General features: G+C 69.5%; 21 protein-coding genes. 4 read left to right on the forward strand and 17 right to left on the reverse strand.

Annotated elements, in window-relative coordinates:
• Position 1: 1 nt before the first annotated feature.
• The 8 genes from FN976_RS07270 to FN976_RS07305 all read right to left on the reverse strand — a co-directional run bounded on the left by FN976_RS07270 (position 2) and on the right by FN976_RS07305 (position 6,842).
• Entirely contained in the window at positions 2 to 331 is a 330-nt protein-coding gene (locus FN976_RS07270) for a hypothetical protein (RefSeq protein WP_145892313.1), read from the reverse strand.
• Positions 332 to 449: 118 nt separating this feature from the next.
• The gene (gene pdeM, locus FN976_RS07275) at positions 450 to 1,136 is read right to left on the reverse strand and encodes a ligase-associated DNA damage response endonuclease PdeM (protein WP_145892314.1); all 687 of its coding nucleotides are present in this window, start codon (positions 1,134 to 1,136) and stop codon (positions 450 to 452) included.
• 4 nt (positions 1,137 to 1,140) lie between these two features.
• The gene (slmA, locus tag FN976_RS07280) at positions 1,141 to 1,779 is read right to left on the reverse strand and encodes a nucleoid occlusion factor SlmA (protein ID WP_145892315.1); all 639 of its coding nucleotides are present in this window, start codon (positions 1,777 to 1,779) and stop codon (positions 1,141 to 1,143) included.
• A 119-nt stretch (positions 1,780 to 1,898) separates the two neighbouring features.
• On the reverse strand, positions 1,899 to 3,263 hold the full coding sequence (locus tag FN976_RS07285; protein WP_145892316.1) for a sensor histidine kinase: 1,365 nt from the start codon (positions 3,261 to 3,263) through the stop codon (positions 1,899 to 1,901).
• A gap of 50 nt (positions 3,264 to 3,313) precedes the next feature.
• The gene (locus FN976_RS07290; RefSeq protein ID WP_145892317.1) at positions 3,314 to 4,030 is read right to left on the reverse strand and encodes a response regulator; all 717 of its coding nucleotides are present in this window, start codon (positions 4,028 to 4,030) and stop codon (positions 3,314 to 3,316) included.
• Positions 4,031 to 4,032: 2 nt separating this feature from the next.
• Positions 4,033 to 4,923: an acetylglutamate kinase gene (gene argB / locus FN976_RS07295; protein WP_145892318.1), complete on the reverse strand. Its 891-nt coding sequence runs from the start codon at positions 4,921 to 4,923 to the stop codon at positions 4,033 to 4,035.
• 68 nt (positions 4,924 to 4,991) lie between these two features.
• On the reverse strand, positions 4,992 to 6,095 hold the full coding sequence (locus tag FN976_RS07300) for a glycosyltransferase family 4 protein (protein WP_145892319.1): 1,104 nt from the start codon (positions 6,093 to 6,095) through the stop codon (positions 4,992 to 4,994).
• Positions 6,096 to 6,101: 6 nt separating this feature from the next.
• Positions 6,102 to 6,842: a glycosyltransferase family 2 protein gene (locus tag FN976_RS07305; RefSeq protein ID WP_255440200.1), complete on the reverse strand. Its 741-nt coding sequence runs from the start codon at positions 6,840 to 6,842 to the stop codon at positions 6,102 to 6,104.
• 65 nt (positions 6,843 to 6,907) lie between these two features.
• On the opposite strand from FN976_RS07305, the gene rfbB reads away from it, so the two are divergent.
• The 4 genes from rfbB to FN976_RS07325 are packed head-to-tail and all read left to right on the forward strand — an operon-like array spanning position 6,908 to position 15,436.
• Positions 6,908 to 7,990: a dTDP-glucose 4,6-dehydratase gene (rfbB, locus tag FN976_RS07310; protein ID WP_145892321.1), complete on the forward strand. Its 1,083-nt coding sequence runs from the start codon at positions 6,908 to 6,910 to the stop codon at positions 7,988 to 7,990.
• 45 nt (positions 7,991 to 8,035) lie between these two features.
• The gene (locus FN976_RS07315; protein WP_145892322.1) at positions 8,036 to 12,007 is read left to right on the forward strand and encodes a methyltransferase domain-containing protein; all 3,972 of its coding nucleotides are present in this window, start codon (positions 8,036 to 8,038) and stop codon (positions 12,005 to 12,007) included.
• 8 nt (positions 12,008 to 12,015) lie between these two features.
• Positions 12,016 to 14,313 carry a tetratricopeptide repeat protein gene (locus tag FN976_RS07320; RefSeq protein ID WP_145892323.1) on the forward strand — a complete coding sequence of 766 codons (2,298 nt, stop codon included), beginning with the start codon at positions 12,016 to 12,018 and terminating at the stop codon, positions 14,311 to 14,313.
• Positions 14,297 to 15,436, forward strand: coding sequence for an acyltransferase family protein (locus tag FN976_RS07325; protein WP_186510777.1), 1,140 nt, complete (start codon positions 14,297 to 14,299; stop codon positions 15,434 to 15,436). Before FN976_RS07320 ends, FN976_RS07325 begins: the two co-directional genes overlap by 17 nt.
• A gap of 1 nt (position 15,437) precedes the next feature.
• Here the strand turns inward: FN976_RS07325 and FN976_RS07330 are convergent, their stop codons facing one another.
• The 9 genes from FN976_RS07330 to gspM all read right to left on the reverse strand — a co-directional run bounded on the left by FN976_RS07330 (position 15,438) and on the right by gspM (position 25,046).
• Positions 15,438 to 16,319, reverse strand: coding sequence for a lysophospholipid acyltransferase family protein (locus FN976_RS07330; protein WP_145892325.1), 882 nt, complete (start codon positions 16,317 to 16,319; stop codon positions 15,438 to 15,440).
• Positions 16,316 to 17,587, reverse strand: coding sequence for an ABC transporter ATP-binding protein (locus FN976_RS07335; RefSeq protein WP_432417851.1), 1,272 nt, complete (start codon positions 17,585 to 17,587; stop codon positions 16,316 to 16,318). Before FN976_RS07335 ends, FN976_RS07330 begins: the two co-directional genes overlap by 4 nt.
• Positions 17,584 to 18,387, reverse strand: coding sequence for an ABC transporter permease (locus FN976_RS07340; protein ID WP_145892327.1), 804 nt, complete (start codon positions 18,385 to 18,387; stop codon positions 17,584 to 17,586). The genes FN976_RS07335 and FN976_RS07340 overlap by 4 nt, the downstream gene beginning before the upstream one ends.
• Positions 18,388 to 18,401: 14 nt before the next feature.
• Positions 18,402 to 19,289 (reverse strand): peptidylprolyl isomerase, encoded by an 888-nt coding sequence (locus FN976_RS07345; RefSeq protein WP_255440201.1) that lies wholly within the window; start codon positions 19,287 to 19,289, stop codon positions 18,402 to 18,404.
• Between the two features lie 64 nt (positions 19,290 to 19,353).
• Positions 19,354 to 20,964, reverse strand: a complete 1,611-nt coding sequence (locus FN976_RS07350) for a cell surface protein (protein ID WP_349291350.1) — start codon at positions 20,962 to 20,964, stop codon at positions 19,354 to 19,356.
• A 202-nt stretch (positions 20,965 to 21,166) separates the two neighbouring features.
• Positions 21,167 to 21,589 carry a hypothetical protein gene (locus FN976_RS07355; RefSeq protein WP_145892329.1) on the reverse strand — a complete coding sequence of 141 codons (423 nt, stop codon included), beginning with the start codon at positions 21,587 to 21,589 and terminating at the stop codon, positions 21,167 to 21,169.
• Positions 21,590 to 21,656: 67 nt separating this feature from the next.
• Positions 21,657 to 23,828 carry a type II secretion system secretin GspD gene (gene gspD, locus FN976_RS07360; protein ID WP_186510778.1) on the reverse strand — a complete coding sequence of 724 codons (2,172 nt, stop codon included), beginning with the start codon at positions 23,826 to 23,828 and terminating at the stop codon, positions 21,657 to 21,659.
• 22 nt (positions 23,829 to 23,850) lie between these two features.
• On the reverse strand, positions 23,851 to 24,498 hold the full coding sequence (locus tag FN976_RS07365; RefSeq protein WP_145892330.1) for a hypothetical protein: 648 nt from the start codon (positions 24,496 to 24,498) through the stop codon (positions 23,851 to 23,853).
• On the reverse strand, positions 24,495 to 25,046 hold the full coding sequence (gspM, locus tag FN976_RS07370; RefSeq protein WP_145892331.1) for a type II secretion system protein GspM: 552 nt from the start codon (positions 25,044 to 25,046) through the stop codon (positions 24,495 to 24,497). The genes FN976_RS07365 and gspM overlap by 4 nt, the downstream gene beginning before the upstream one ends.
• Positions 25,047 to 25,136 lie beyond the last annotated feature (90 nt).

Below are 25,136 nucleotides of genomic sequence, written 5' to 3' on the forward strand. Positions count from 1 at the left end.
TCTACTTCAGGGAACGCCAGCGCTGGAAGTTCGAGTCGGCTTCGACGTTCGGCGGCACGTTGACCCAGTAGGTCGTGACCGTCGTCGTGCTGTTCGGGCCGGCGCCCAGCACCTGCGTGCTGCTGCCCGGGCTCATGACGGCGCCCGGGACCAGCGGCTGCGGGGAGATCGGCACGCCGGGCGTCACGAGGATGCCATTGGCCGAACTGACCGGGATGCCGGTGGACGATTGCACGCTCGTGGTGGTGGTGACGGAGGCCGTCTGCGCCATCGCGGGGGCGGCCAGCGCCGCCACCGCGGCGAGTGCCCAAGCTGCTCGGATCGATTTCATGTGGATTCCTTCCTGGGGTGCGGCACCGGAGGCGCCATGCCCCATTGCACGGCGAAAGCGGCTGCCGGGGCGCCAGCGGCCCTTGACGGCGACTGTAGGGACCCGCCCTACCCGGGCATTACGGCACAGGCAGCACCGGCAGCGCGCGCACCACCTCGCCCGCGATGGGGAAGATGCGGTCGCCGGCACGCGGCTCGATCCGGTGCATGCCGGTGAAGCTGCCGAACGCCGGCAGGATGCCGACCGCCTGCAGCGGCAGCTGGCCGCTGTCATCGCCGAGCCAGAAGCACGGCAGGCGCAGCCGTTCGAAGGCCCGCCCGGCCACGCTGATGCACGGATGCCAGTGGCCTGCCAGCACATAGCGGCCGGCGGCCGGCTGCGGGTGGTGGCACAAGGCGAAGGGCCCGAGCGCGAAAGGCTCGTCCACCACCGTGAACCGCAGGCCCGCCGGCGGGTCGCCGGCCCGGTCGTCGTGGTTGCCGCGCACCAGGACCAGCTCCAGCACGGCATGGCGTTCGCGCCAGGCCGCCAGCTGCGCCTGGGTGCCGGCGGCATGGGACCGCCGCGAATGCAGGAAGTCGCCCAGGAAGACGACGCGGTGCGCGCCCGTGTCGGCGAGCGCACGCTCCAGGCGGTCGAGGTTCGCCAGCGTGGTGCCATGCGGCACCGGCACGCCCAGCTTGCGGAAACTCACGGCCTTGCCGAAGTGCGCGTCGGCCACCAGCAGGGTGGATTCCGCGGTCAGGAACAGGGCGCCGGAGGGATGCAGCAGCGCATCCTGGCCGGCCAGGCGGATCCTCAGCATGCCTTCAGAGGATGCGCGCGAGGCTCGCTTCGAGGTGTTCGGACGGGACGCGCTTGAATCCGGAGCGGGCGAAGCGTTGCAGGCGCCCGACGATGAACGCGGTGAGCACCGAAGCCTGCACCTGCGCGTCGACCGTCGGCGTCGCCGTCTCACCGGCCGCCGTGGCGCGCAGGCACTGCTTGAGGGAAGCCTCGACCTTGTCGAAGAACTGGTTCATGCGCTGCTGCAGGCGCTCGTTTTCGAACACCAGGGCGTCGCCCACCATCACGCGCGTCATGCCCGGGTTCTTTTCGGCGAACTGGATGAGCATGGTGACGATGCGCCCGGCCTGGGCCTGGCCCGCCGGGTCGCGTTCGGCGATCTGGTTGATGAGCGTGAAGACGCTCTGTTCGATGAATTCGATCAGGCCCTCGAACATCTGGGCCTTGCTGGCGAAGTGGCGGTACAGCGCGGCCTCGCTCACCTCCAGCCGGGCCGCCAAGGCAGCCGTGGTGATGCGTTCGGCGCCGGGCTGCTCGAGCATGGTCGCGAGCGCCTGCAGGATCTGCACCCGCCGCTCGCCGGGCTTGGGCCGCTTGCGCGGCGCGGCCGCCGGCTCACCACCGGAAGGGGGTTCGGGAGAGTCGAGCTCGGCGTGGGACATGGTTTGCAAGAACTGTGTGCAATTGATTCTCGCACACCCGGCCGTCCTGGTATTCCGCAGTTGTGCTGCACCGCAACTGCGTCTGCGGCCAAGTACGCGCTTACCCCGAATCCGCCCGCCTAGCTGGTGAATGCGAGGCTGACCCGCAGGCCGCGCCCGCCGGCGCCCGGCTGTAGCTGCAGATGCCCATGATGCACGCGCGCGATCTCCTCGGCAATGGCCAGCCCGAGGCCGTTCCCTTCGCCCGGGGAGCCCTGCACCCGATAGAAGCGCTCGAGGATCCGCGGCAACTCGGCAGCGGGGACGCCGGGTCCGTCGTCCTCGACCTCGAGGAAGGCGTGGCCGTCCCGCCGGCCGCAGCGAATGGTGACGACGCCGCCCTCCGCCCCGTACTTCACGGCGTTGTCGGCCAGGTTGGACAGCATCTCCCGCAGCAGCCATTCGTGGCCCATCACCTGCGCCGGTTCAGCCTCCAGGCCCAGGTCGATGTGGCGGGCCGTGGCGGCATCCAGGTGGGATTCCAGGATGGCCTCGCAAAGCGCCTTCAGGTCGACCCGGTGCATGGGCTGCGCGTGCATGCCGCGGGCGTCCGCGCGGGACAAAGCCAGCAGCTGATTGGCGAGCTGCGAGGTGCGCCGCGTCGCGCTGCGCAGCTTGTGCACCTGCTCGGTCGGCAGTTCGATCCTGGCCTGGCCCGGTTGGGCGCTCGCCGCCTGGCCCCAGGCTTCCACCTGGGCCTGCAGGCCGGCCAGCGGCGTGCGCAGCTGGTGCGCCGCGTCGGCAACGAAGCGGCGTTGGCTTTCGGCCTGCGCGTTGACAAGGCCGAACAGCCTGTTGAGGGATTGCACGAGGGGCCGCACCTCCTCCGGCGAGGCGCCTTCGTCCAGCGCGCTCAAGTCGCGCGGCGACCGGCGTTCCACGGCGTCGCGCACGAGCAACAGCGGTTTGAGGGCGCGCTCCACGCCCCAGCGGACCGCGAAAGCCGCCGCCGCGATCAGCACCAGGTTCGGCAGCAGGACCTTGAACAGGATGGCCTCGGCCCAGCGCTGGCGGGGGTCCGATCCGTCGGCCAGCACCACGATCAGCTCGCCGCCGACCGCCGGCTGGCGTTGCCGCACGATCCGCCAGGTGACGCCGTTGTGCTCCTCGCTGTGGAACTCGGGCTCGTTGCCGGGCGGCGGCAACGCCGCCAGCCATTCCTTGCCGTGCAGCAGGCGGCCGTCGGGGTCGAGGATGGCGAATTCCGCCGAGCCCGGCCGGTCGGTGAGGAACTCCTCCAGCAAGGGCGCCAGCAGCAGCAGGAGCGGCTCGCCGCGGCCGATCACGGAATCCGCCCCCAGCGGAACCAGGGCGAGCAGGCGCTGGTCCTGCTGGAGCGCCACGTTGTCCGCCGAGCGGTAGTCGACCCAGGCGTTCAGCACCGCCAGCAGGATCAGCGGCGCGATCAGCATGACCAGCAGCCGCCGCCGCAGCCCGGAGGTCATGCCCAGGACTTCGCCCGCCCGGCGCCGCGCGCCGAACCAGCCGCGCCGCATCACCCGCCCGGCTCGGGCTCTGGGGCGGCCCCGCGCAGTTCCAGCCGGTAGCCGAAGCCCCGGATCGAACGCAGGGCGACGCCGTAGGGCTCCAGCTTGCCGCGCAGGCGCGAGATGTAGACCTCCACCGCGTTCGGCGTGATCTCCTTGTCCCAGCCGGTCAGGGCCTGCAACAGCTTTTCCTTGCTGGCGGGCTTGGGCGCGTTGATCAGCAGGTACTCCATCACCGTCCACTCGCGCGGGCCCAGCTCGAGCGGCTGGCTGACACCGCCCTTGGTGGCGCTGGCGCGCCGGTTCGCGGTGTCCAGCTCGATCGGCCCGAAGCTGAGGACCGCCGAAGTCGCGGCCTGTGAGCGGCGCAGCAGGGCGCGCAGCCGGGCGAGCAGTTCGGGCAGCTCGAAAGGCTTGACCATGTAGTCGTCCGCGCCCAGGTCGAGGCCCTGCACGCGGTCATGCAGCGCATCGCGCGCGGTGAGGATGAGCACCGGCAGGTTCTGGCTCGCCATCTCGGGGCGGCGCAGGCGGCGCGTCAACTCCAGGCCGTCCATCTGCGGCAGGCCGATGTCGATGATGGCGGCGTCGAACACCTCGGTGCGCAGGACTTCCTCGGCCCGCTCGCCGCTCCCCACCCAATCGACCGCATAGCCGGCGTTGGACAGCCCCAGCTTGATGCCGCTGGCCACCATCACGTCGTCTTCGACCAGTAAGAGCCGCATGGTCAGTGGGATCGGATCATCGTCCCGTAGGCTTGATCGGTCAGGATTTCCAGCAGCATCGCGTGAGGCACCCGCCCGTCGATGATGTGGACCGCGTTGACGCCGCTCTTGGCGGCGTCCAGGGCGCCGGCGATCTTCGGCAGCATGCCGCCCGAGATGGTGCCATCGGCGAACAGCTCGTCGATCTCGCGCGCCGTCAGGTCCGTCAGCAGCTTGCCGGTCTTGTCCAGCACGCCGGGCGTGTTGGTCAGCAGGATCAGTTTTTCCGCCTTCAGGATGGTCGCCAGCTTGCTGGCCACCACGTCGGCGTTGATGTTGTAGCTCTCGTTCTGCTCGCCGAAGCCGATGGGGCTGATGACCGGGATGAACTGGTCATCCTGCAGCGCGCTCACCACCGAAGGGTCGATCGCGACGATGTCGCCCACCTGGCCGACGTCGTGCTCCTTGGTCGGGTCCTTGGAGTCCACCATCTTCAGCTTCTTGGCGCGGATCAGCCCGCCATCACGCCCGGTCAGGCCGACGGCCTTGCCGCCCGCCTGGTGGATCAGGCCGACGATGTCCTGCTGCACCTCACCGGCCAGCACCCACTCGACGACTTCCATGGTCTCGGCGTCGGTGACCCGCATGCCCTGGATGAATTCGCCCTTCTTGCCCAGCCGGTTGAGTGCCGTCTCGATCTGCGGACCGCCGCCATGCACCACCACCGGATTGATGCCCACCAGCTTGAGCAGCACGACGTCCTCGGCGAAGTCGGCCTGCAGCTCGGGGTCGGTCATGGCGTTGCCGCCGTACTTGATGACCATGGTCTTGCCATGGAAGCGGCGGATGTACGGCAGGGCCTGGGCGAGGATCTCGGCCTTGTCGCGCGGCGCGATCTGGGAAACGTCGGTCATGGGAATGTGGGCGGCGGCGGTGCCTCAAATTGTGCCGCAAAGGGTCGCCGCAGCGATTTCCAGGCGAACTACCGTCGGAACCAGCGCTGCAGCTTGAACCGGACGATGCTGAAGTAGGCCCAGAGGTACGTGACGATGAAGATCACGATGAACGCGATCAGCATCGGCGTGTTGCTCCAGAACAGCACGGCGGGGGTCACGGTGAGCACGCTGAAGCTCCAGAGGTAGGGCGAGGTGCGGTTGTTGCGCATGAGCATGCGGCGCGCCTCGTCGTCATGGAACACCCCGCGCACGATGCGGCGGAACACCAGCTGGTGGAAATGCAGGGCGTCGGCGACGCCCGGCGACTGGCCGCGGGCCGCCTTGCGGTAGATCGAGAAAATGGTTTCCTGCACCGGGTAGATCAGCAGCAGCATCGGGAACCAGGGCGAGACCAGCGGATGACGCAGCACCAGCAGCACGCTGGCAATGGAGATCACCGTCCCCCAGAGGTAGGCGCCGCCGTCCCCGGCGAAGATGAGCCCCCGTGGATAGTTCCAGACCAGGAATCCTGCCGTGGCGCCCGCGAGCGTGAGCACGATGGCGGCCAGCTGCCGGTCACCGACCTGCAGCGCCACATAGGCCAGCGCGAAGCAGCAGATGATGGCCACGATGCCAGCCAGCCCGTTGTAGCCGTCGATCAGGTTGAAGGCATGCGGCAGGCCCGTGATGCCCAGCACCGCCAGGCCGAGGCCCAGCCACGCGTATTCGCGCCAGAAGCCGTCGATCCAGGGCAATCCCAGCCGCGGCACCGTCAGCTGCAGGGCATACACCGCCATGGCGGCCGAAGCCACGGTCAGCAGGAGCCGCCAGCGCGCCGGCAGGCGCTGCGTGAGGTCTTCGAACACACCGCCCGCCACCGGCAGCAGCGTGACCACCCAGAGCGACAGGCCGACCCATTCGTCCATGCGGATCTGGTTGGGCACGTTGAGCCAGTCGGACGCGACCATCCAGAGCCAGCCGACGGTGCAGCCCAGCAGCATGGCGGCGCCGCCCAGCCGGGGAACGTGGCCGACGTGGAAGCGCTGCGGGACCTCCGCCGAATAGCTCTGCGCGTGGTCCCGGGCGTAGCGCACCAGGTACGCCGTGGCCAGGAAGGCGCTGCCCGCGCAGAGGATGAGCAGAAACAGCATGGGGCGCTATTGTCGCGCTTTCAAGTAGCGGCGAAAGGCGGGGGTCGTCCACAGACGCAGCAGACTTCGGACGTGCCAGGCCATGTGGCGCCCGGGACGGCGGCTGCCCCAGGCCGCGGCATGCATGGTCCGCGCATCGGCACGTGCCAGGCGCCAACCCGCGAGCTGGAGCCGCAGGCAGAAATCGGTGTCCTCGCAATACATGAAGTAGCCCTCGTCGAAGCCGCCCAATGCGCGCCACACGTCGGCACGCACCAGCAGGAAGGCGCCGCTCGCCCAGTCGACACGCCTCGCCGTGCGCCGCAGCACGTGGCGCCGCAGCAGTGCCCAGGGTGTCATCACTTCACGTTCGTTCTGTTGCCGGCTGCCGTCCGGGTTGTAAAGCTCGGGGTAGGCACAGCCGGTACCCGGTTGCCGTGCGCACTCCAGCACCGCTCGCATCGTCGCCGCTTCAGTGATCTCGATGTCCGGGTTCAAGACGCAGAAGAACGCACTCTGGCAATGACCGAAGGCGCGGTTGTGGTTGGCGCCGAAACCCACCGGCCGCTCGTTGAACACCTCGGTGAAGCGGAAGGGCCAGCCTCCTTCGGGCGTCGGCAGCGGGGCGGCAGGGAGGTTGTGCGTGAGCACGACGTGTCCGACCACCCCGGCCGCCTGCACGCCCAGTTGCGCCAGCAGCCGCTTCACGTGTTCCCCATGGCCGTGGCTCACGACCGAGACGGAAATCGGGCGTTCCTGCCCCGGCAATGGGGTGGGAAAGGGAGCACTTACAATCGAGGCGGTCAAGAAGACGGAAGAAAAACGGATTCATCATGATTCTAGTGACGGGCGGATGCGGCTTCATCGGATCCGCTTTCATCCTCCAGTGGCTCGCCCGCACGGACGAGCCCGTCGTGAACCTCGACCTGCTCACGTATGCCGGCCACCCCGGCAACCTGGCCGAGGTGGAAAGCCACCCGCGCTACGTGTTTTGCCGCGGCGACATCGGCGACACCGCCACCGTGGCGCAGCTGCTGGCGACGCACCAGCCGCGTGCCGTGCTGAACTTCGCCGCCGAGAGCCACGTCGACCGGTCCATCTCCGGCCCCCTCGCCTTCGCCCAGACGAATGTGGTCGGCACCCTGCAGCTGCTGCAGGCCGTGCTGGAGCACTGGCGCCAGCTCGATGCCCAGTCGCAGCAGGCCTTCCGCTTCCTGCACGTCTCGACCGACGAGGTGTTCGGCACGCTCGCCGCGGACGCGCCCGCATTCAGCGAGACGCACCGCTACGAGCCGAACAGCCCCTATTCCGCCTCCAAGGCCGCGTCCGACCATTTCGTGCGCGCCTACCAGCACACCTTCGGCCTGCCCACGCTCACCACCAACTGCTCCAACAACTACGGCCCGCGCCAGTTCCCGGAGAAGCTGATTCCGCTGATGATCCACAACGCCCTGCAAGGCAAAGCGCTCCCGGTGTACGGCGACGGCCGGCAGGTGCGCGACTGGCTGCACGTGGACGACCACTGCAGCGCCCTGCGCCAGGTGCTCGAAGCCGGGCGCCCCGGCGAGACCTACAACATCGGCGGCCGTTCGGAGCGCACCAACCTGGAAGTGGTGCACACGATCTGCCGCGCGCTCGACCAGTTGCGTCCCCGCGCCGGCGGCGAGTCGCACACCGCGCTGATCACGCACGTCAAGGACCGGCCCGGCCATGACCGCCGCTACGCCATCGACGACAGCAAGATCGCCCGGGAACTCCAGTGGAAGCCGGAGGTCGGATTCGATGCAGGCATCGCCCAGACCATCCAGTGGTACCTGGACAACGACGCCTGGGTCCAGTCCGTCACCAGCGGCAGCTACCGGCAATGGATGGACAAGCACTACGGAGCGCAACCGGCCGCCGCCGACGCGCACTGAGCCGGCGCCGGCAGCCCGGCGCGCGCCAAGCCCACAGCGATCACCATGACAGAGCCTCACGGCAGCCACGTCTACCGCCGCCAGATCACGCCGGACGAGCGCACGTCCCTCTCCGTGCTCGCCGGCCATGTCACGCCCGGCAGCCGCGTGCTCGACCTCGGCACCGGCAGCGGCTCGCTCGGCGCCTTCCTGAGCGCCGGGAAAGGCTGCACTTGCGACGGCGTCACGCTGAGCGCGGAGGAAGCCGAGCTCGCGAAATCCGGCTACCGCCACCTGGAAGTGGCCAACCTGGAGCAGTCCGGATGGGCCGCGAAGTTCGCCGGCGAGCACTACGACTTCATCGTCTGCGCCGACGTGCTGGAGCACCTCACGCGGCCTGAGCAGACCCTCGCGCTGGCGCGCGAACTGCTGGCCCCCGGTGGGGCTTTGCTGGTGTCGATCCCGAACGCGAGCTACTGCGGCATGGTCGCCGAGCTGATGCAGGGCGGCTTCCAGTACGGCGAGGAAGGTTTGCTGGACCGCACCCACCTGCGCTTCTTCACGCGGCGCTCCGCCCGCGACTTCCTGGCCGACAACGGATGGGCCGTCGAGGGCATCGAGACCATCGAAAAGCCGCTGCAGGATTCCGAGTTCCGGGTGCAATTCGACAACCTCCCCCCGGCGGTGTCGCGCTACCTGCTGGCCCTGCCGGACGCGGCCGCCTACCAGTTGATCCTGGTCGCGCGGCCGGGCGACGCCCAAGTACAAGCGGACCTGGCGCCGTCCGCGCCCGCCGAAGCGATGTTCAGCGCGCAGCTGTACTGGGCCGCCGACGCCGGCTACTCGGAGGAAACCAAGCTCACCACCGCGGGCGTGATCGGTCGCGATCGCCAGGTGCTGCGCTTCCCCTTGCCCGGCACGGCCCGCCGCCTGCGCCTGGACCCGGCGGACCGCCCCGGCTTCCTGCACCTGTTCGCCCTGCGCCTGCGCTCGGGCGGCGAAACCGTCTGGGCGTGGACGTGCCAGGAGCAGGGGCTGGCCGCGCTGGAGACGGCGCCGCGCCAGCAGATGCTGCTGCGTTCGCCCCTGGCGCTGGGTGGGGCCCTCATCCTGCTGCATGGCGACGACCCCTGGATCGAGCTGCCGATCCCGCAGGACGTGGTGGCCCGGGCCGCCGGCAACGACGGCGTTCTCGAGGTGGAGCTCGGCTGGCCGATGTCGGCCGACTACCTGGCGCTGGCCGACAGCGTGCGGCCGCTCGCCGACGAAGTGGCCCGGCGGCAGGGCGAAGTGGCACAGGCGTTTTCCACCCTGGACGCCGCCCGGGCCGCCTTCGAGGCCCGCCAGCACGATCTCGAAGCACAAGTGCGCTCTGGTGGCGAGCAAGTGGCGGCCACGCAAGCCGAATTGCGCGCGGCCCAGGACGAATTGCGCGCCGCGCACGGGGATCTGGGCGATGCCCGCGCGAGGTTGCAGGACGCCGAGCGGCTGGGCCAGGCCCTGCTGGCCCAGGTGCAGGAAGCCGAACACGCACGGCTCGCGCAGGAGGAAGAGCTGCGCCAGCGCACGGCGCGCGAACAGACCCTGCAGGCGGCCCTGAACGACACCCGGCTCGAGGCACGGCGCCTGACGCAGCAGAAGTTCGGCACCCAGCGCGAGCTGCAGGATTTGCAGCAACGCTTCGACCAATTGGCGCAGCACCTGCGCTGGATCGAACAGTCGACCGTGTTCCGCGCCACGCGTCCGCTGGTGCACGCCAAGATGGCGGTCGACCGGTGGCTGGGCCGCGGCGCCCCGGCGGCGCCCGCGGTGGCGGAGCCACCCAAGGTCCCCGAGCCGATCGCGCGCACGGTCGACGTGATCGTCCCGGTGTACCGCGGCCTGGAGGACACGCGTTGCTGCATCGAGTCCGTGCTGGCCAGCCGCTGCGAGACGCCGGTGCGCCTGGTCGTGCTGAACGACGCCAGCCCGGAGCCCGAAGTGACGGCGTGGCTGCGCGAGGCCGCCGACCGCGACAGCCGGATCACGCTGCTCGAAAACGAACAGAACCTCGGCTTCGTCGGCACCGTCAACCGGGGCATGGCGCTGAACGACACCAACGACGTCGTCCTCCTGAACAGCGACGCCGAAGTCGCCAACGACTGGCTGGATCGCCTGCGCCGCGCGGCCTATGCCGACAGCCGCGTCGGCACCGTGACGCCGTTCTCGAACAACGCGACCATCTGCAGCTACCCGCGCTTTTGCGAAGCCAACCCGCTGCCCGAGGGCTGGGACACGGCGCGGCTCGACCGGGTGTTTGCCGAGGCCAACGCCGGCGAGGCGGTCGACATCCCCACCGGCGTCGGTTTCTGCATGTACATCCGGCGTGACTGCCTGCGCGAGGTCGGCTTGTTCGACGTCGAGGAGTTCGGCAAGGGCTACGGCGAGGAGAACGACTTCTGCTGCCGTGCCGACGAGGCCGGCTGGCGCAACCTGCACGCCCTGGACACGTTCGTGCGGCACGCCGGCGGCGTGAGCTTCGGCGAAAGCAAGAGCCAGCGCGAACTGGACGCCATGGACAAGCTGCGGCGCCTGCACCCCACCTACGAAACGCGGGTCCACCAGTACCTGGCCGTCGATCCGGCGCGCGAGGCGCGCATGCGGGCGGACCTGGGCCGCGTCGCGGCGAGCGGCCTGCCCTGCGTGCTGGCGATCCAGCACAACCGGGGCGGCGGCACCAAGCGCCATGTGGAGGAGCTGGCGGCCCACCTGCGCGGGCAGGCGGTGTTCTTCTCGCTGTCGCCGGCGCCGGGCGAATGCGTGCGGCTCGAGCTGCTCGAGCCCGGATCGGGCTTTCATCTCGAATACAAGGTGCCGGACCAATGGGAGGCGCTGCTGGCCGTGCTGCGTTCGGTCGGGGTGGCGCACGTGCACTACCACCACCTCATCGGTCACCACGACCTGGTGTTCTCGCTGGCGCAGCAGCTCGGCGTGAGTTCGGACTTCACGACGCACGACTATTTCCCGATGTGCGCCAACATTTCCCTGACCGGCCGCGACGACCGCTTTTGCGGCGAACAGGGGCGTGGCGAATGCGGACGCTGCCTGTCAACGCCCACCGCCGCCAATCTGAACGAGATGGCGGCCTGGCGGCAGCGGTATGGCCAACTGCTGCTGCAAACGCGCGCCGTGCTGGCGCCCAGCCATGACGTCGCGGCGCGCTTCCTGCGCATGTGGCCGGGCATCCCGGCCAAGGTGGCGCCGCACACGGACATCGCCCCCGGTGAGACCTTGCCGGCGCCGCAGGTGACGCCTGTCGCGGCGGCCGCGCCGATCAGGATCGCCGTGCTCGGCGGCCTGAGCCGCATCAAGGGCGCCGACGTGCTCGAAGACGTGGCGGTGCTCGCCGCGCGCGAAGGCGCGAAGCTGGAGTTCCACCTCGTCGGCCATGCCTACCGCAACCTGAAGACGCTGCCGCAGGCCGCCTTGATCGTGCACGGCAAGTACCAGGAGCAGGACCTGCCCGCGTTGCTGGCCGGGCTGAGGCCGGACCTGGTCTGGTTCCCGGCGCTCTGGCCGGAGACCTACAGCTACACGTTGAGCGCCTGCCTGCAGGCCGGCCTGCCCATCGTCGCGCCCGACCTCGGCGCCTTCGGCGAACGCCTGGAAGGGCGGCCCTGGTCGTGGGTGGAGCCGTGGGACCGGCCGGCGGCCGACTGGCTCGCGTTCTTCCAGCGCATCCGCGTGGATCACTTCCTGACGGGCCGTTCCCCGGACGCACCGGAACAGCCGGTGCCGGCCGAGCCGCGCGCGGGCGCCTGGACGCACAGCGAGGACTACACGCGCGGCTTCCAGGCGCAGGCCGGCGGTGAGCTGCCCGACGACATCCTGCTGCAGGGCCGTCCAGGCGACGCCCATGCGCTGGCGAGCGGCAAGGGCGTGAAGCGGCTGGCCCTGGCTTCGCTGGTGCGCCTGCGCTCCGCCACCGGCCTGCGGCAGGTGGCGCGTGCGATCCCGGCGCGCTGGCAGCGGCGGGTCAAGAACTGGCTGGTCGCCTGAGCGGCGCGATGATCACGCCCGCCGCGGCTGATCCGGACCTGCAGCGGGCGATGGCCTTGCATCGCCAGGGCCAGCTGGCCCAGGCGGTGGGTTTCTATCGCAGCGCGCTGGTGCGCCAACCGGGCCATCTCGATGCCCTGCAGATGCTGGGGCTGGCGCTCAATGGCCTGGGCCAGCCCGAGGCCGCACTCCAGCAATTCGAACTCGCCCTGCGCGTCGCGCCCGGTCATGCGGGAGTCCAGTTCAACCGCGGACTGGTGCTGTTGCAGCTGCAGCGCACGCCTGCGGCGCTGGAGGCATTCGACGGCGTCCTGCGGGCCGATCCGCGCCACGCCAAGGCGCATTGGATGCGCGCCACGGCGCTGCGCGGACTGGATCGCCTCGACGATGCGCTGTCGTCGCTGGCAACCGCAGCCACGCTGTGGCCGCAGCCGGAGGCCTTGTGGGTGGAACGGGGCGCCTGGCTGTACCAGGCCGGGCGCTTCGCCGAGGCCCTGGAGGCCTTCGAGCAAGTGCTGCAGAAGCAACCCGCGCAGCTGGATGCCCTGATCAACGCCGGCAGCACCCTGATCCGGCTCGGCCGCCCGGAAGAGGCCGCCCGCGTGCTGGAGCGCGCCGTCGCCGCGCATCCGCAGGCGGCCGACGCGCACTACAACCTGGGGCTGGCGCTTGCCCGCGCGGGACGCGGCACCGAGGCCATCCGTCGCTATGACGAGGCTTTGCGCCTCGCCCCCGGCCTCGCCGAAGCGTGGCTCAATCGCGGCGTGGCGCGGCAACAGCAGAATGATGCCGCCGCCGCGATCGCCGATTTCCGGCAGGTGCTCGCACTGCAACCGGGCCATGCGGACGCGATGTCCAACCTCGCCAGCGCGCTTGCCGATGCAGGCGAGCTGGCGGAAGCCGATCTGCTGTACCAGCAGTTGCTGCAGGCCAGCCCCACGCGTGAGCTCACGGTCGACGCCCTCTTGCACACGCGGATGCGGCACTGCGACTGGACCGATTTCACGCTGCTGCGCGAGCGGGTGGAACGGGCCGTGGCGTCCGGTGTCCTGGTGACGCCGGCGCGCCTGTTCCCGGCATCGGGCGACCCGCAGCTGCAGAAGGCTTGCGCCGAGCGCTACGCGCAGGCGAAATTTCCGCCACGGCGGGAGGTCCCCGCCTTCGCCGCGGCGAGAGCGGGCGAGCGCATCCGCGTTGGCTACTTCTCCTCCGATTTCCACGGCCACGCGACCGCCTTCCTGATGGCGCGGCTCTTCGAACTCCACGACCGCGGGCGGTTCGAAGTCACTGCCTTCTGTTTGGGGGCGCCGCCGGAAGACGCCATGCGCCGGCGCCTGCGCGCCGCCTTCGAGCACTTCGTCGACCTGGCTGGGCTCGCCGACCAGGCCGCGGTGGAGGCCGCGCGCGCTCGGCGCCTGGACATCGCGATCGACCTGAAGGGGCTGTCGCAGGGCGCGCGGCCCCAGCTGTTCGCGGAGCGGGTCGCCCCGGTGCAGATCGGGTACCTGGGCTACCCGAATACCATGGGCTCGCCCGCCTTCGACTACCTGGTGGCGGATGCGACACTGGTGCCGCCCGGCCACCGCGCGCACTACAGCGAAAGGATCCTGGCCCTGCCGCACAGCTACCAGGCGAACGACGACACCCGCGCCCTGATGCCGCCCATGGGCGGCCGTGAAGACGCGGGCCTGCCCGCGGGGGGCTTCGTGTTCTGCAGCTTCAACAACCCCTACAAGATCACGCCGGAAGTCTTCGACGTCTGGATGCGCCTGCTTGCGCGCGTGCCCGGCAGCGTGCTCTGGCAGTTCGCCGGCCATGCGGGTGCCATGCGCAACCTGCACGAGGCGGCACGCTCACGCGGCGTGGACCCGGCGCGCCTGGTCTTCGCGCGGCCGGTGAAGCCCGACGATCATCTCGCCCGGCATGCCCTGGCGGATCTGTTCCTGGACACCGCGCCCTGCAACGCGCACACGACGGCGAGCGACGCACTGTGGGCCGGCCTGCCCTTGCTCACCCTGCAGGGCGAGACCTTCGCGGGCCGCGTGGCGGCGAGCCTGCTGCACGCGGTCGGCCTGCCGGAACTGGTGACCCATTCGCTCCCCGCGTATGAGGCCAAGGCGTTCGAGCTCGCCACGCGGCCCGGCGAATTGCAGGCACTGCGCGAGCGGCTCGCCGTGTCCCGTGGCACGCAGCCGCTCTTCGACAGCCAGCGCTTCACCCGGGGCTTCGAGCGCGGCCTCCGGCTGGTGCATGAACGCCGCCTCGCCGGCCTGCCTCCGGACCATGTCGATGTCCCAGCCCACTGACGCCGTCGGCCCCGCGGTGGTCGCCAACGATTCGCCGGTGCGCGCGTCGTCGGCGCGCTGGCCGGCCCTGGACGGCATGCGCGGGCTGATGACCATCGGCGTGTTCCTGGCCCACATCTCCTATCAGTGGGTGCCGGGCGCGATCCTCTTCATGGATTCGTTCTTCATGATGAGCAGCTTCTTCATCACGCGCCTGCTGCTGAAGGACTGGCAGCGCCACGGCCGCATTCATTTCGCCGCGTTCTACGTGCGCCGCCTGAAGCGCTTGTACCCGGCCCTGCTGGCGATGGTGGTGCCGGTCGCGCTGTTTGCGGTGTTCTATCTCGGGCACGGGCCCGACCGCCTGGGCAACGTCTGGGGCACGATCTTCTACTACGGCAATTGGCTGCGGGCGCTCGAGATCCCGCACGAGAAGTACCTCGGGCACACCTGGTCGCTGTCCATCGAGGAGCAGTACTACCTGGTCTGGCCGGCCCTGTTCGCACTGGGCCTCGCGCTCAGCACCCGCTGGGGCAGGGCCTCGGGCCCGCGCGAGGTCAACCTGCTCTTCTGGTCGATCGTGCTTGGAGCGGTGGTGGTCGCCTGCATGGCCTGGCGCAGCTGGCTCGCGCTGCACGGCGCCTCCTGGGAGCGCACCTACAACGGCACGGACATGCGGCTCGACAGCCTGGCGCTCGGGGCGCTGCTGGCCCTGGTGTTCGACCGCCGCCCGGTGCAGTGGGCCTGCGAGCAGCTGGCGCGGCCGTGGCTGGTGTGGGCCATGATCGCCGTGATGGTGGCCGGCGCGATGCGGGTGAACGTGACGGTCATGCAGTGGTACGCGTGGCAGCAGCCGCTGTTCGTCCTGCTGTCGCTGCTGTTGATCATGTCGTTCCTGAAGACGCCCACGGGTTGGGGCCTGCGGTTCGCGTTCCAGAACCCGGTGTCGCTGTACCTTGGCGCCATCTGCTACGGCCTCTACCTGTGGCATTACCCGCTGATCTGGACCTGCTATGCGGTGTTCGACCTGGCGGTGTGGCCCACGTTCCTGATCTGCGCGCCGCTGTCGCTGGCGCTGGCGAGCGCTTCGTACTTCCTGCTCGAATTGCCGGCGCTCAACGGCAACCGTGGGACCGCCAAGTAAGTCATTCCCGGAAGTAGCGTTCCGCCTCGCTCCAGAAGTGCCAGGAAGGCGGATCCTCCCGGATCAGCGCATCGAGTTCGCCCGCGATCGCGTTGGCCAGCGCCGCGACTTCCGTCGGCACACCCAGCGGGCGGATGCGCAGGAAGCGCCGTCCGCTGTCGAGGCGGAATCCGGTCGTGTAGAGATAGACCGGAATCCCGCGTTCGACGGCCAGGCGCAGCAAGGCGGTCGGCAGCCGCGCCGGCAGATCGAGGATCCGGACCGGCACGCTGGTGCTCACCTGGTCCGGCGGGACGTCGATCACCGCCAGCACGGGTTCGCTGCGGCCGAGCGCGCGCAGCACTTCACGGAAGCCGGCGGACACGTCGATGAAGGGGCGGCGCAAGGCCAGCGCCACGGAGCGCGTGCGCGCCACGATGTAGCGATGCAGGATGGCGCGGCCGCGGAAATGCTCGCCGTTCACCGGAGCCACCAGGGCGTTGACCTGCAGGCCCGAGGCGCCGGCATGCCGGAGCCCCCACATGCCGGCGCCCCAATGGAACGTGAGGAGGAAAGACGCTTGCCCCGGCGGTGGCCATGCGCCTTCCACGTCCAGATGGCGCGCCATCCATGCGTCGCTGCGCGTGCGTGCGAGATAGTGGTCGGTGTGGTCCACGGCGCTGGTCAGGTTGCGCCGCAGCAGCCAGCCGGCCGGATCGCCCACCCAGCCGAGACGCTGCGCTTCGGACAGCGCGCGCCGGTTGGGCTCACCGTAGAACCAGGTGTGCGCCGCCACCCGCCGCAACACGCGGAAACCGACGCGCCATGGCAGGAGCGCGGCCAGCGCGGGCAGCAGCACGACCTCGAACAGGTCGCGCAGTTCGGCTCGCAGCCGTGCGCTCACGACCAGCTGTGCGGCAGCCGCACCAGGCCCGGCGTCGGCGTCGGATAGTCGAACAGGAAGTGGCGGTACTGGTACCACTGGTCGTACACGACCAGGCCCTTCGAGTCGAACAGGTAGGCGCTCACGACGTACTGGCCCGAATGCAGCGGCAGCTGCGGGAACGTCAGCGTGGAGCGCCAGAGCCCGTTGCCCAGGCTGACCGGCGCCGCGCCGTCGACGTGGGTCGCCACGGAGGTGATGCCGACGCCGTGCGATTGCTCCAGCATCACCCCGATGTGGGGCTGCTCGCCTTCGAGAACGCTGGCGTCGACGGTCACCTTCAGGTCGCGTGAGCGCAGCATGGGCGGGTCGCCTTCGCCGAGGTCGGCGATGCTCACCGCCACGATGGCGCCACGCGAACCTTGGGGCGGCGGCGGTGGCGTGTCGGCGGACTGCAGTGCGCCCAGACCAGCAAGCTGCCCCGGCACCTGGGATCCGGCATCCGCGGCCGCGCTGGCCTGGTCCTGCGATCGCACGTGCGCTTCGTATGCGCTCAGCACGCCGTCGGTGGCACCCATGGCGCGGATGCGTCCGCCGTCCAGCCACAGGGCCACGTTGCAGAGCTGGCGGATGTGGTACTGGCTGTGCGAGCAGAAGAGGATGGTGCAGCCGTTCTCGCGGAACTGGGTGATGCGCTCCACGCACTTCTTCTGGAAGTGCTGGTCGCCCACGGCCAGCGCTTCGTCGATGATGAGGACGTCAGGTTCCACCGCAGTCACCAGGGCGAAGGCGAGCCGGACGACCATGCCCGAGGAATAGGTCTTCACCGGGCGGTCGATGGCGGCGCCCAGTTCCGAGAACGCGATGATCTCGTCTTCCAGCCGGGCCATGCCGTCGGCATCGATGCCGATCAGGCTGCCGCCGAAGCGCAGGTTGTCGCGGCCGCTGAAGTCGGGGTGGAAGCCCGCACCGAGCTCGAGGATCGCGGTCACGCGCCCGATGCGGTCCACCACCCCGGTCGTCGGCTGCAGTGTGCCGGCGATCAGCTTCAGCAGCGAACTCTTGCCGGCGCCGTTGTCGCCCACCAGGCCCATGCACTGGCCGCGATGCAGTTCGAAATTGACGTCGCGCAAAGCCCAATGGCTGCGGTGGTGCGCACCGCCCGTGAGCAGTGATTTGAGGCGCTGCCGCGGCGAATCGTAGAGCCGGTATTCCTTGCCCAGCCCGCTGACGGCGAGCACCGCGCCAGGAGCAGGCGCCAGGGCGCGCGGGGGGACAGGCGCGTTCACAGCCAGTCGACCAGTTGTTCGCGGCTGCGCGCCAGCACGAGGTTGAGCAATGCGGCACTGACGGCGATCCACGCCAGCGGGGCCAGCCAGACGGCGGCGACTGGCCATTGGCTGTCGAGAAGGATGCCCTGGTAGCCGAGCACGAAGGGGGTCATCGGATTGAGCCAGAGGACCCAGCGCCAGCCCTCGGGGAACATGCTGATCGGGAACAGCACGGGCGACAGGAAGATGCCGACCGACAGCATGAAAGTCACGACCTGCGTGGTGTCGCGCAGCGCGGCGGCGAACACGGCCAGCAGGTAACCGAGCGTGGCGCAGAGCACCAGCTGCAACGCCAGGAGCGGCACCAGAGCCAGCAGGGGGAGCGTGATGCCGTGGCTGGGGGCGTACGCGATCGCCAGCGCCAGGATCAAGGGGGCATGCACGATGCTGCTCGCCAGCACGGCGCGCACCGGGAACAGCACGGGCGGCAGGGCGTTCTTCTGCAGCAGCCCGCCGGATTCCAGCAGGCTGTACATGCCGCGGCTCACGGCGTCCGAGAAGGCCATCCACGGCAGCGCGCCGACGATCAGGAACTGGCCCGCCGGACGGCTCTTGAGGGCCCCGTCACCCACCCGCATGGAGAACACCACGTCGAACAGCAGGTAGTACGCGGCGACCATCAGCAAGGGCTGGACGTAGGCCCAGATGATGCCGCCGGCCGCGGCCGCATGGCGCGTGGCCAGGTCGCGGCGCGCAAGCAGCCACACCAGGGAGCGGCTGCGCCAGAGCGCGGCCAGCTCCTGGGCCAGGGTGCGCATGCGCGGAGTTCCGCTTACTTCTTGTGCAGGGCCGAGAAGGCTTCGATGGCGGGCCGGTCGACCTTCATGGTGCCCGCGATGCGCGTCGCTTCCTTCAGGCGGACGTCGCTTTGCAGCTGGTTCGCGACCACCTGCCGCAACTCGTCCTTCACCTCGTCATAGGTGCGGATGCCTCCGTCCCGGCGGGCGTCGAGGCGGATGATGTGCCAGCCGAACTGGGACTGCACGAGACCCGTCATGTCGCCCGGCTTCTTCAACGTGGCAACGGCGTCATCGAATTCGGGCACCATGCGGCCGGGACTGAACCAGCCGAGGTCGCCGCCCTTCTGGCCGCTGCCGACGTCGGCGGACTTCTCGCGTGCGATCGCCGCGAAGTCGCCTCCGGCCTTGACCTGGGCCAGCACCTGTTCGGCCAGGGCCTTGGCCTTGTCGGTGTTGCCCGCGATCAGGATGTGGCTGACCCGCGCCTGGGCGGTCGTCCGGAACTTGGATGGGTCCGCGTTGTACTGCGCGAGGGCGGATTTTTCGATGGCCTCCGCGGACGGGCGGTTGGCATCGTCGATCTTGGCGAGCCGCGCGTCGGAGAGGACGCGCTCGCGCGCCAGCTGCAACGTGGCGGCGATCATCGGGTCCTTGTCCAGGCCATCGCGCACGGCTTCGGCGGCCAGGACGCGGCGGATGTAGATGTTCTGGGAGGCCTGTTGCACCGCGTCAGGCTGGCCGAGCGCGACATGGCGGCTCGTGGCGGGGATGCGCTGCGCATCCGCGTTCAGGTCGTCGTAGGTGATCTTCAGGCCGTTCGGGCCTTCGGCCACGACGGGGCCGGCGGCGGAAAGGGTGAGGCAAAGGGACGTGGCCAGGGCGGCCAGCGTCATGCTGCGGAAAAAGGATTGAGCGTTCATTTCTCGAAAACCAAAAGGAAAAGGCGGGATCAACCCGCCTTTTCTACCACAAGAGTGGAACCGATTAACGCGTGAAGCGGTGCTCGGAGCTCACGCCGTAGGTGCCGGACTGGCCAGCAGCCACTTGCGGGTTGGTCGCCTTGATGAACGAACCGCCCATCACCGGCAGACCCAGGTTGGTCGCGCCGCTGCGCACGTTGACCACGCCCCAGCCGTTCGTGAAGGCCGACGAGCTGGTGTCCTGGCGAGCGACGGTGCCGCCCAGCACGGAGACGCCGGAGTCAGCGAAGCTCAGGACGCTGGTTTCGCCGCAGAACGTCGTGATGCTGATGTTGCCCGGGGAGAAGACGGCGCCCGAAGACTTCGTCTGCTCTTCACGGTCATAGAACGTCTGAGCCGTGGCGTCCACGCAGATCTGCTGAGCGTTGCCCGTGTTGATGCGGGTGTTGCTGTCGTGGAAGAACGGCAGGTTCAGCGTCGGGTCCAGCGTCTGGCTGTACAGACGGCGGGACGTGGCCGGCGAGTAGTCCATCGCCACGCTGTAACGGCGGGTGGGCATGGAGAACACCCAGTCCGTCTTGGCGGAGATGATCGCGTCCGTCGCGTATTCGTTCACCACGGTCTGGACAGCCAGGGCGGCGGTCAGCGTACCAGCCTGGATCAGCGGGGTGGCTGCGCCGGCGTACGGCGTGGACATGTCGGGCAGGTCGAAGAACGCGGCCGGGATGGCGGGCAGGCCGGCGGCGGCGGTGCAGACGTTGGCGGCGGTCAGGCTCGTGCAGACGTTGGCGGTGCGCAGCACCGGGTCAGCCGTCACGTTGTTGATCACGCCAGGGTACTGCGTGGCGCTCTGCGGGAACACCACGAAGTTGCCACGGCCGTCGACGTTGCCGGCGGTCAGCGCGCGCACGGCGACCATGCTACCGGAGTAGGTGGTCGTCTGCGGCACGTTGATGATCGTCCAGTTGCCGAACAGGCCGGTCGTGGGCGTGGCCAGGCCGCGGTTGGCCGCAGTGGCCTCGGCGGTGTGGTTCGTGTCCAGGATGGCCGTGTTGATGGCGGTGGACGTGCAGGGCGGGGTGCCAGCAACGTGCTTGATCGCCGTGTACAGGTTGGATTGCTTGGCGACAGCCGAACCGTCGTACAGCGACTGGGTCGACGGGATGTCGGCCATGTTGAAGATCTCGATGTAACCTTCACGCGTGTTGTTCGGGATGTCGTTGCCGGACTTGCTGGTCAGGCGGGCGGTCACGAACTGTTGCGGCACGCCGGCTGCCAGCTGGGGCAGCGTGCAGGTCTTGTCGCTGGTGACGATCTGCGCGGGCGCAGTGGTCGTCGGGGCCGTCACGGTGGCGTTCCACACGTCGCCGGGGGACATCAGGACCGTGAAGTCCAAAATGTCGTCGGAGTTGCTGGCGCCGCGGAAGCGCACCTTCATCACTTTACCGTTCACCGTGTCGGTGTTGGTCACGCTGATGATGGTGGCGTTGCCGTTTTGGGCGTTGAAATAGGGGGTGATCAGCTGGTGGCCGATGCCGCCAGCGGCCAGCACGAGCTGGGTCGCCGTGGTGGCACCCAGGACCGCGCTGGTCGGCGCCGCGCCGGTACCGACGATGACGTCCGCGGAAGCCGCGCCGACAAAACCCATGCCACCCACCAGGGTGGCAATACTCATTGCGAGAGCATTCTTTCTCATCAAGAACTCCAGTTAAAAAGTTTGGTAAGCGTGACTACCAAGAAAAACGCCGGGGAATGGTAGCACAGTGCAATTTTTGGTAGCAAGGCAACAAGCCCGAGGGTCGCGTCGCATGTTGCTTGAAAGAAACACACCTGAAGACCTCAATCGATAGGCACGTCTCCCCTTCTAGAAATGAACTTTACAAGGCCTGATGCAGCCACCAATTGCCGTCTTCCAGCAACCAGGTTTCCTCGAACTGCACGGTGATCGTATCGTTAAACCTACCGGCGATCAAAGGCTTTACGCTGACCTTCAAGCCGACCGTGCAACGCTGTTCCGTGCAGGCAACGGCGGCGACCTCGGCTTTCTCCCAGGCCGCACCTGATCCCAGGGCCCGGCGGTAGGCGTCCAGATCGCGCGCCTTGCGATAGCTGGGCGTCAACAACGCGTATGCGCCCGCATAGTCGGCCTTCGCGAAGGCATTCGCCCGTTGGGCGGCCCTGGCGCGCACGACGTCTTCCTTGCTGGCCGCGCCGGGCATGGCCGCACAACCCGCCAGGGCTGCGGCGAAGACCAGCGCCAGGAAGCGCGCGCCGGGTGTTGTTGTTTTGCGACTCGTCATGGGATCCGGATCTCCTTCTGGATGGAACGTGATGGAAATGGGGCTTGCGCCCCGGGGCAGTTTTGAATTAGGGCTTCCGCAGCATGTCGCGGCCCTCGAAACTTTTCATGCGTTCGCGCAGCTCGGCGCCGACGTCGCGGGCGTCGAGGTCGGAACGGACCACGCGCGGCGTGATGACCACCAGCAGCTCGGTGCGGGAGACGTTGCGTGACTGCGCGCCGAACAGCCCCCCCACCACCGGGATCTCCGACAGCACGGGAAGGCCGCGGTTGCCCGACCCGTCGTTGTCGCGGATCAGGCCGCCGAGCACCAGTGTCTCGCCGGAGCGGACCGCGACCTTGCTGATGATCTGGCGCTGCAGGAAGCTGCGCTGGCCGGTCGCCGCGGTGTCGGGCGGACCGACGTCGGTGACGGACTGGTTGATCGCCATCGTCACCACGTTCTCCGCGCTCACCGAGGGGGTCACCTGCAGGTTCACGCCGGTGTCCTTGTAGGTGATGCTCTGGGTGATGTTGCCGCCGCTGGTGACCGTTTCCGACGAGCGGATCGGCGTCTGGTTGCCCACGGCGATGCCGGCCGTATGGTTGTCCAGCACCATGACGGAGGGGCTGGAGATGACCTTGACGAGCGACTTCTCGGCCAGGGCGTTCAGCACCGCCTGGACGGCTCCCAGGGAATTGCGCAGCGTGTACGAGAAGCCCGCCGTCTGGGCCACCGTGGGCGAGATGTTCCCGAGGACGCTGCTGGCCGTCTGGCTGATGGCACCAGTGCCGCTGAGCCCGCTCCGGGCCTTGTCCGTGAAGTACCACTGCAGCCCGTACTGCAGGTCGTCCCCGAGGGTCACTTCGACGATGCTGGCCTCGATCAGCACCTGCACCGGCGATACGTCCAGGCGGCGCAATGCCGCCTCGATCTTCGCGTACTCGCCGGCCAGCGCGTAGATCAGGATGGCGTTGTTCAGTTCGTCGGCGATGACGCGCGCGCCCTGTGCCGTCGTGGTCACCGAGCCGACCCGGGACTGCGCGTTCGGCTGCGCGTTCGCGCCCGCCCCGGCGAGCGAGTTGATCGCTCCGGCGCCGCCGGTCCCGCCGGTGGTGGCGGAGAGGCCCGGCGCCACGCTGGGGGTGGTGGTGGTCGTCGTCGTCCTGTCACCACCGAAGACGCCACTGAGCACTTCGGCCAGGTGCTTCGCCGAGCCGTTCCTGACCGGGTAGATATAAAGCTGCGGCTCCAGGGCGCTGCTGCCCGGGCGGTCCAGGCGTTCGATCCAGGCCCGCGCCTCCTCCAGGTAGGCGGCGCGCGGCGAGACCAGCAGCAGGCTGTTGATCCGTTCGATCGGCAACACGCGAATGGCGCCGAACAGCGAACTCGCCTCGGCGGCCTGCTGCGCCTGCGCGGCGGCCGCCGCGGCGCTGGCTGCCGTCGCGCCGCCTGGGCCGGCGGGCCGCAAGGTGGTCGTCGGAGGCGCCGCGGCCGGCAAGCCGCCCGCCATCGAGCGCAGCGCGGCGTCGACTTCGCGCACCGACGCATATTTCAAGGGCACGATGGCCACCGACATGCCCTTCAGCAGGTCGACGTCGAAGGTGCTGACGATGTCCAGCCAGCCCTCGGCCTGGCTGCGGCTGCCGGCCAGCACCAGCAGGTTGCGCAGGGGGTCCACCCGCACCAGTGCCGTTGGCGGCAGCAGCGGCCGCAGGATCGCGGCCATCTCGCCGGCGCCGATGTATTGCAGCGGAATGATGACGGTGCCCGTGCCGGGCGGCAGCACGCCGTTGGCGGCGATCCGGGGGGCCGCGACGATGCCCACCAGCGCCTCGGGCCGGCCGATGTGGTAGACGCCGCGGGCATCGCGCGCCATGGCGATGCCGTTGGCCTGCAGCGCGGTTTCGAGCATGTAAACCGCCTGGTCGGCGGGCACGTCGCCGCGCGTGGCGAGGGTGATGTTGCCCGCCAGCTGCGTGTGCACGACGTAGTCGGCGCGCAGGATGTCGCGCATGATCACATGCACCACATCCGACATCGGCGCATCCTCGAACCGGAACGAGTTGGCCGTGCCCTCGGGGATGGGCCCCTGGCGCGGGTTGGCGACGACCCGGTCGTTGCCCCGGATGTAGGCGCCTCCGGGCGTCGCGGCGGCGGGCGCCGGCGCCGCAGGTGACGGCACCGCCGGCGCCTGGGCCAGCGCGGAACCGCCCATGGCGAGCGCGAGCGCGAGGAGGGCGAAACGGGGTGCGGGCATGGGCGATCGCTCTCTGTGGTCGTTATCTTTGATTGACGGGGGGCAGGCCATTGCGGATGTTCATCTCGTTGATGTAGCGCAGGCGGGCCCGCTCTTCTTCCTGGGCGCGCTGGGCGCCGGTCATCTGAGTCGGCGCGGGCGGCGGGGTTCCGGCGGCCGGCGGGTTGGCGGGCGGCTTCACATGGATGGCGCCCGGCGCCGTCCGCGCGGCCGCGAGGGAAAAGACGCGGTTTTCCGTGCCGCGGGTGAAGGTCACGTCGCGGCCTTCGATCCTGGACAGCGTCCAGTCCCCGAAACGCTCGTTCACCGCGGCGCGGCGGACGCGCCCGTCCGCGCGCGCGACCACCCCGGCGCCATTGGCCCCGTTGAACACACCCAGGATCTGCAGGCTCGCCAGCGCGTCAGGTGCCGGTGGCGGCGCCGGCGGCGGGGGCGGCCGGCGGGTGGGCGAGAACAGCGGGCGGTCCGACATGGCGACCAGCTGCCCGACTTCATCGCTGCGCGCGCGGGACAAGCCCGCGAGCGGCCCCGAGAAATCGGGCTTGATCGCGCGCGGCGGCTCCCAGTGGGTGTTGCGCAGCTGGCCGTCCTTGCCGATCCACAGCCAGGCCAGCAGCACGGCCAGGGCGAGGTTGGGCGCGAGGAGGAAAGGCAAGAGGCTCTTCCTCATGACCTCTTCCTCAGGACGAACAGCTTGAACTGGATGCCCAGCCGGGCCGGCACCTCGGCCCGCACGGCGCCAATGGTCTGCAGGCTCATGCTCTCGAAATGGATGGCGGGCTTCTCGGAGGCCAGGACCACGAGCACGGCCTGGAGAGCCCCCATGTCGCCCTCGAGCTGGACCGTGATCGGGATGCGGTCGAAGGCGCCTTCGGCCTTGGCCGGCAGCACCTGGCTGCTCACGAGGGTGAGGCCGGCCACCGTCGCCACGTTGCGCACGCGCTGCTGCGCATCGGCGCCGGTCTGGCTGACGTCCTGGCCGGCCGGGTAGGCGAAGCGGGCGAGGTGGGCCTGGACGGCGCGCTGGGCCTGCGTCAGCTCGGCCTGGCTTGCCTCCAGCCCCAGCAGGCGCGCATAACGCGGCTCGACTTCGGCCAGCCGGCCGTTGGCCCACTGGTGCTTGCTCCACAGGTAAAACGCCGTGCCCAGCACGGGCAACAGCAGCAGCAGGACCAGCACGGCCATCGCCGCGCGTTCGCGCATGACCACGGCCCTCATGGCGCAGGCCTCGCCGGCGCGCCGAAAGTGGCACCGCCAAAACTGGCGCCGCCGCCGCGCGCCGGGGCGGCCGCGGGCGGCGCCGCGGCT

The organism is Caenimonas sedimenti (assembly GCF_007833165.1).
In the GTDB taxonomy this organism is placed as follows: domain Bacteria; phylum Pseudomonadota; class Gammaproteobacteria; order Burkholderiales; family Burkholderiaceae_C; genus Ramlibacter; species Ramlibacter sedimenti.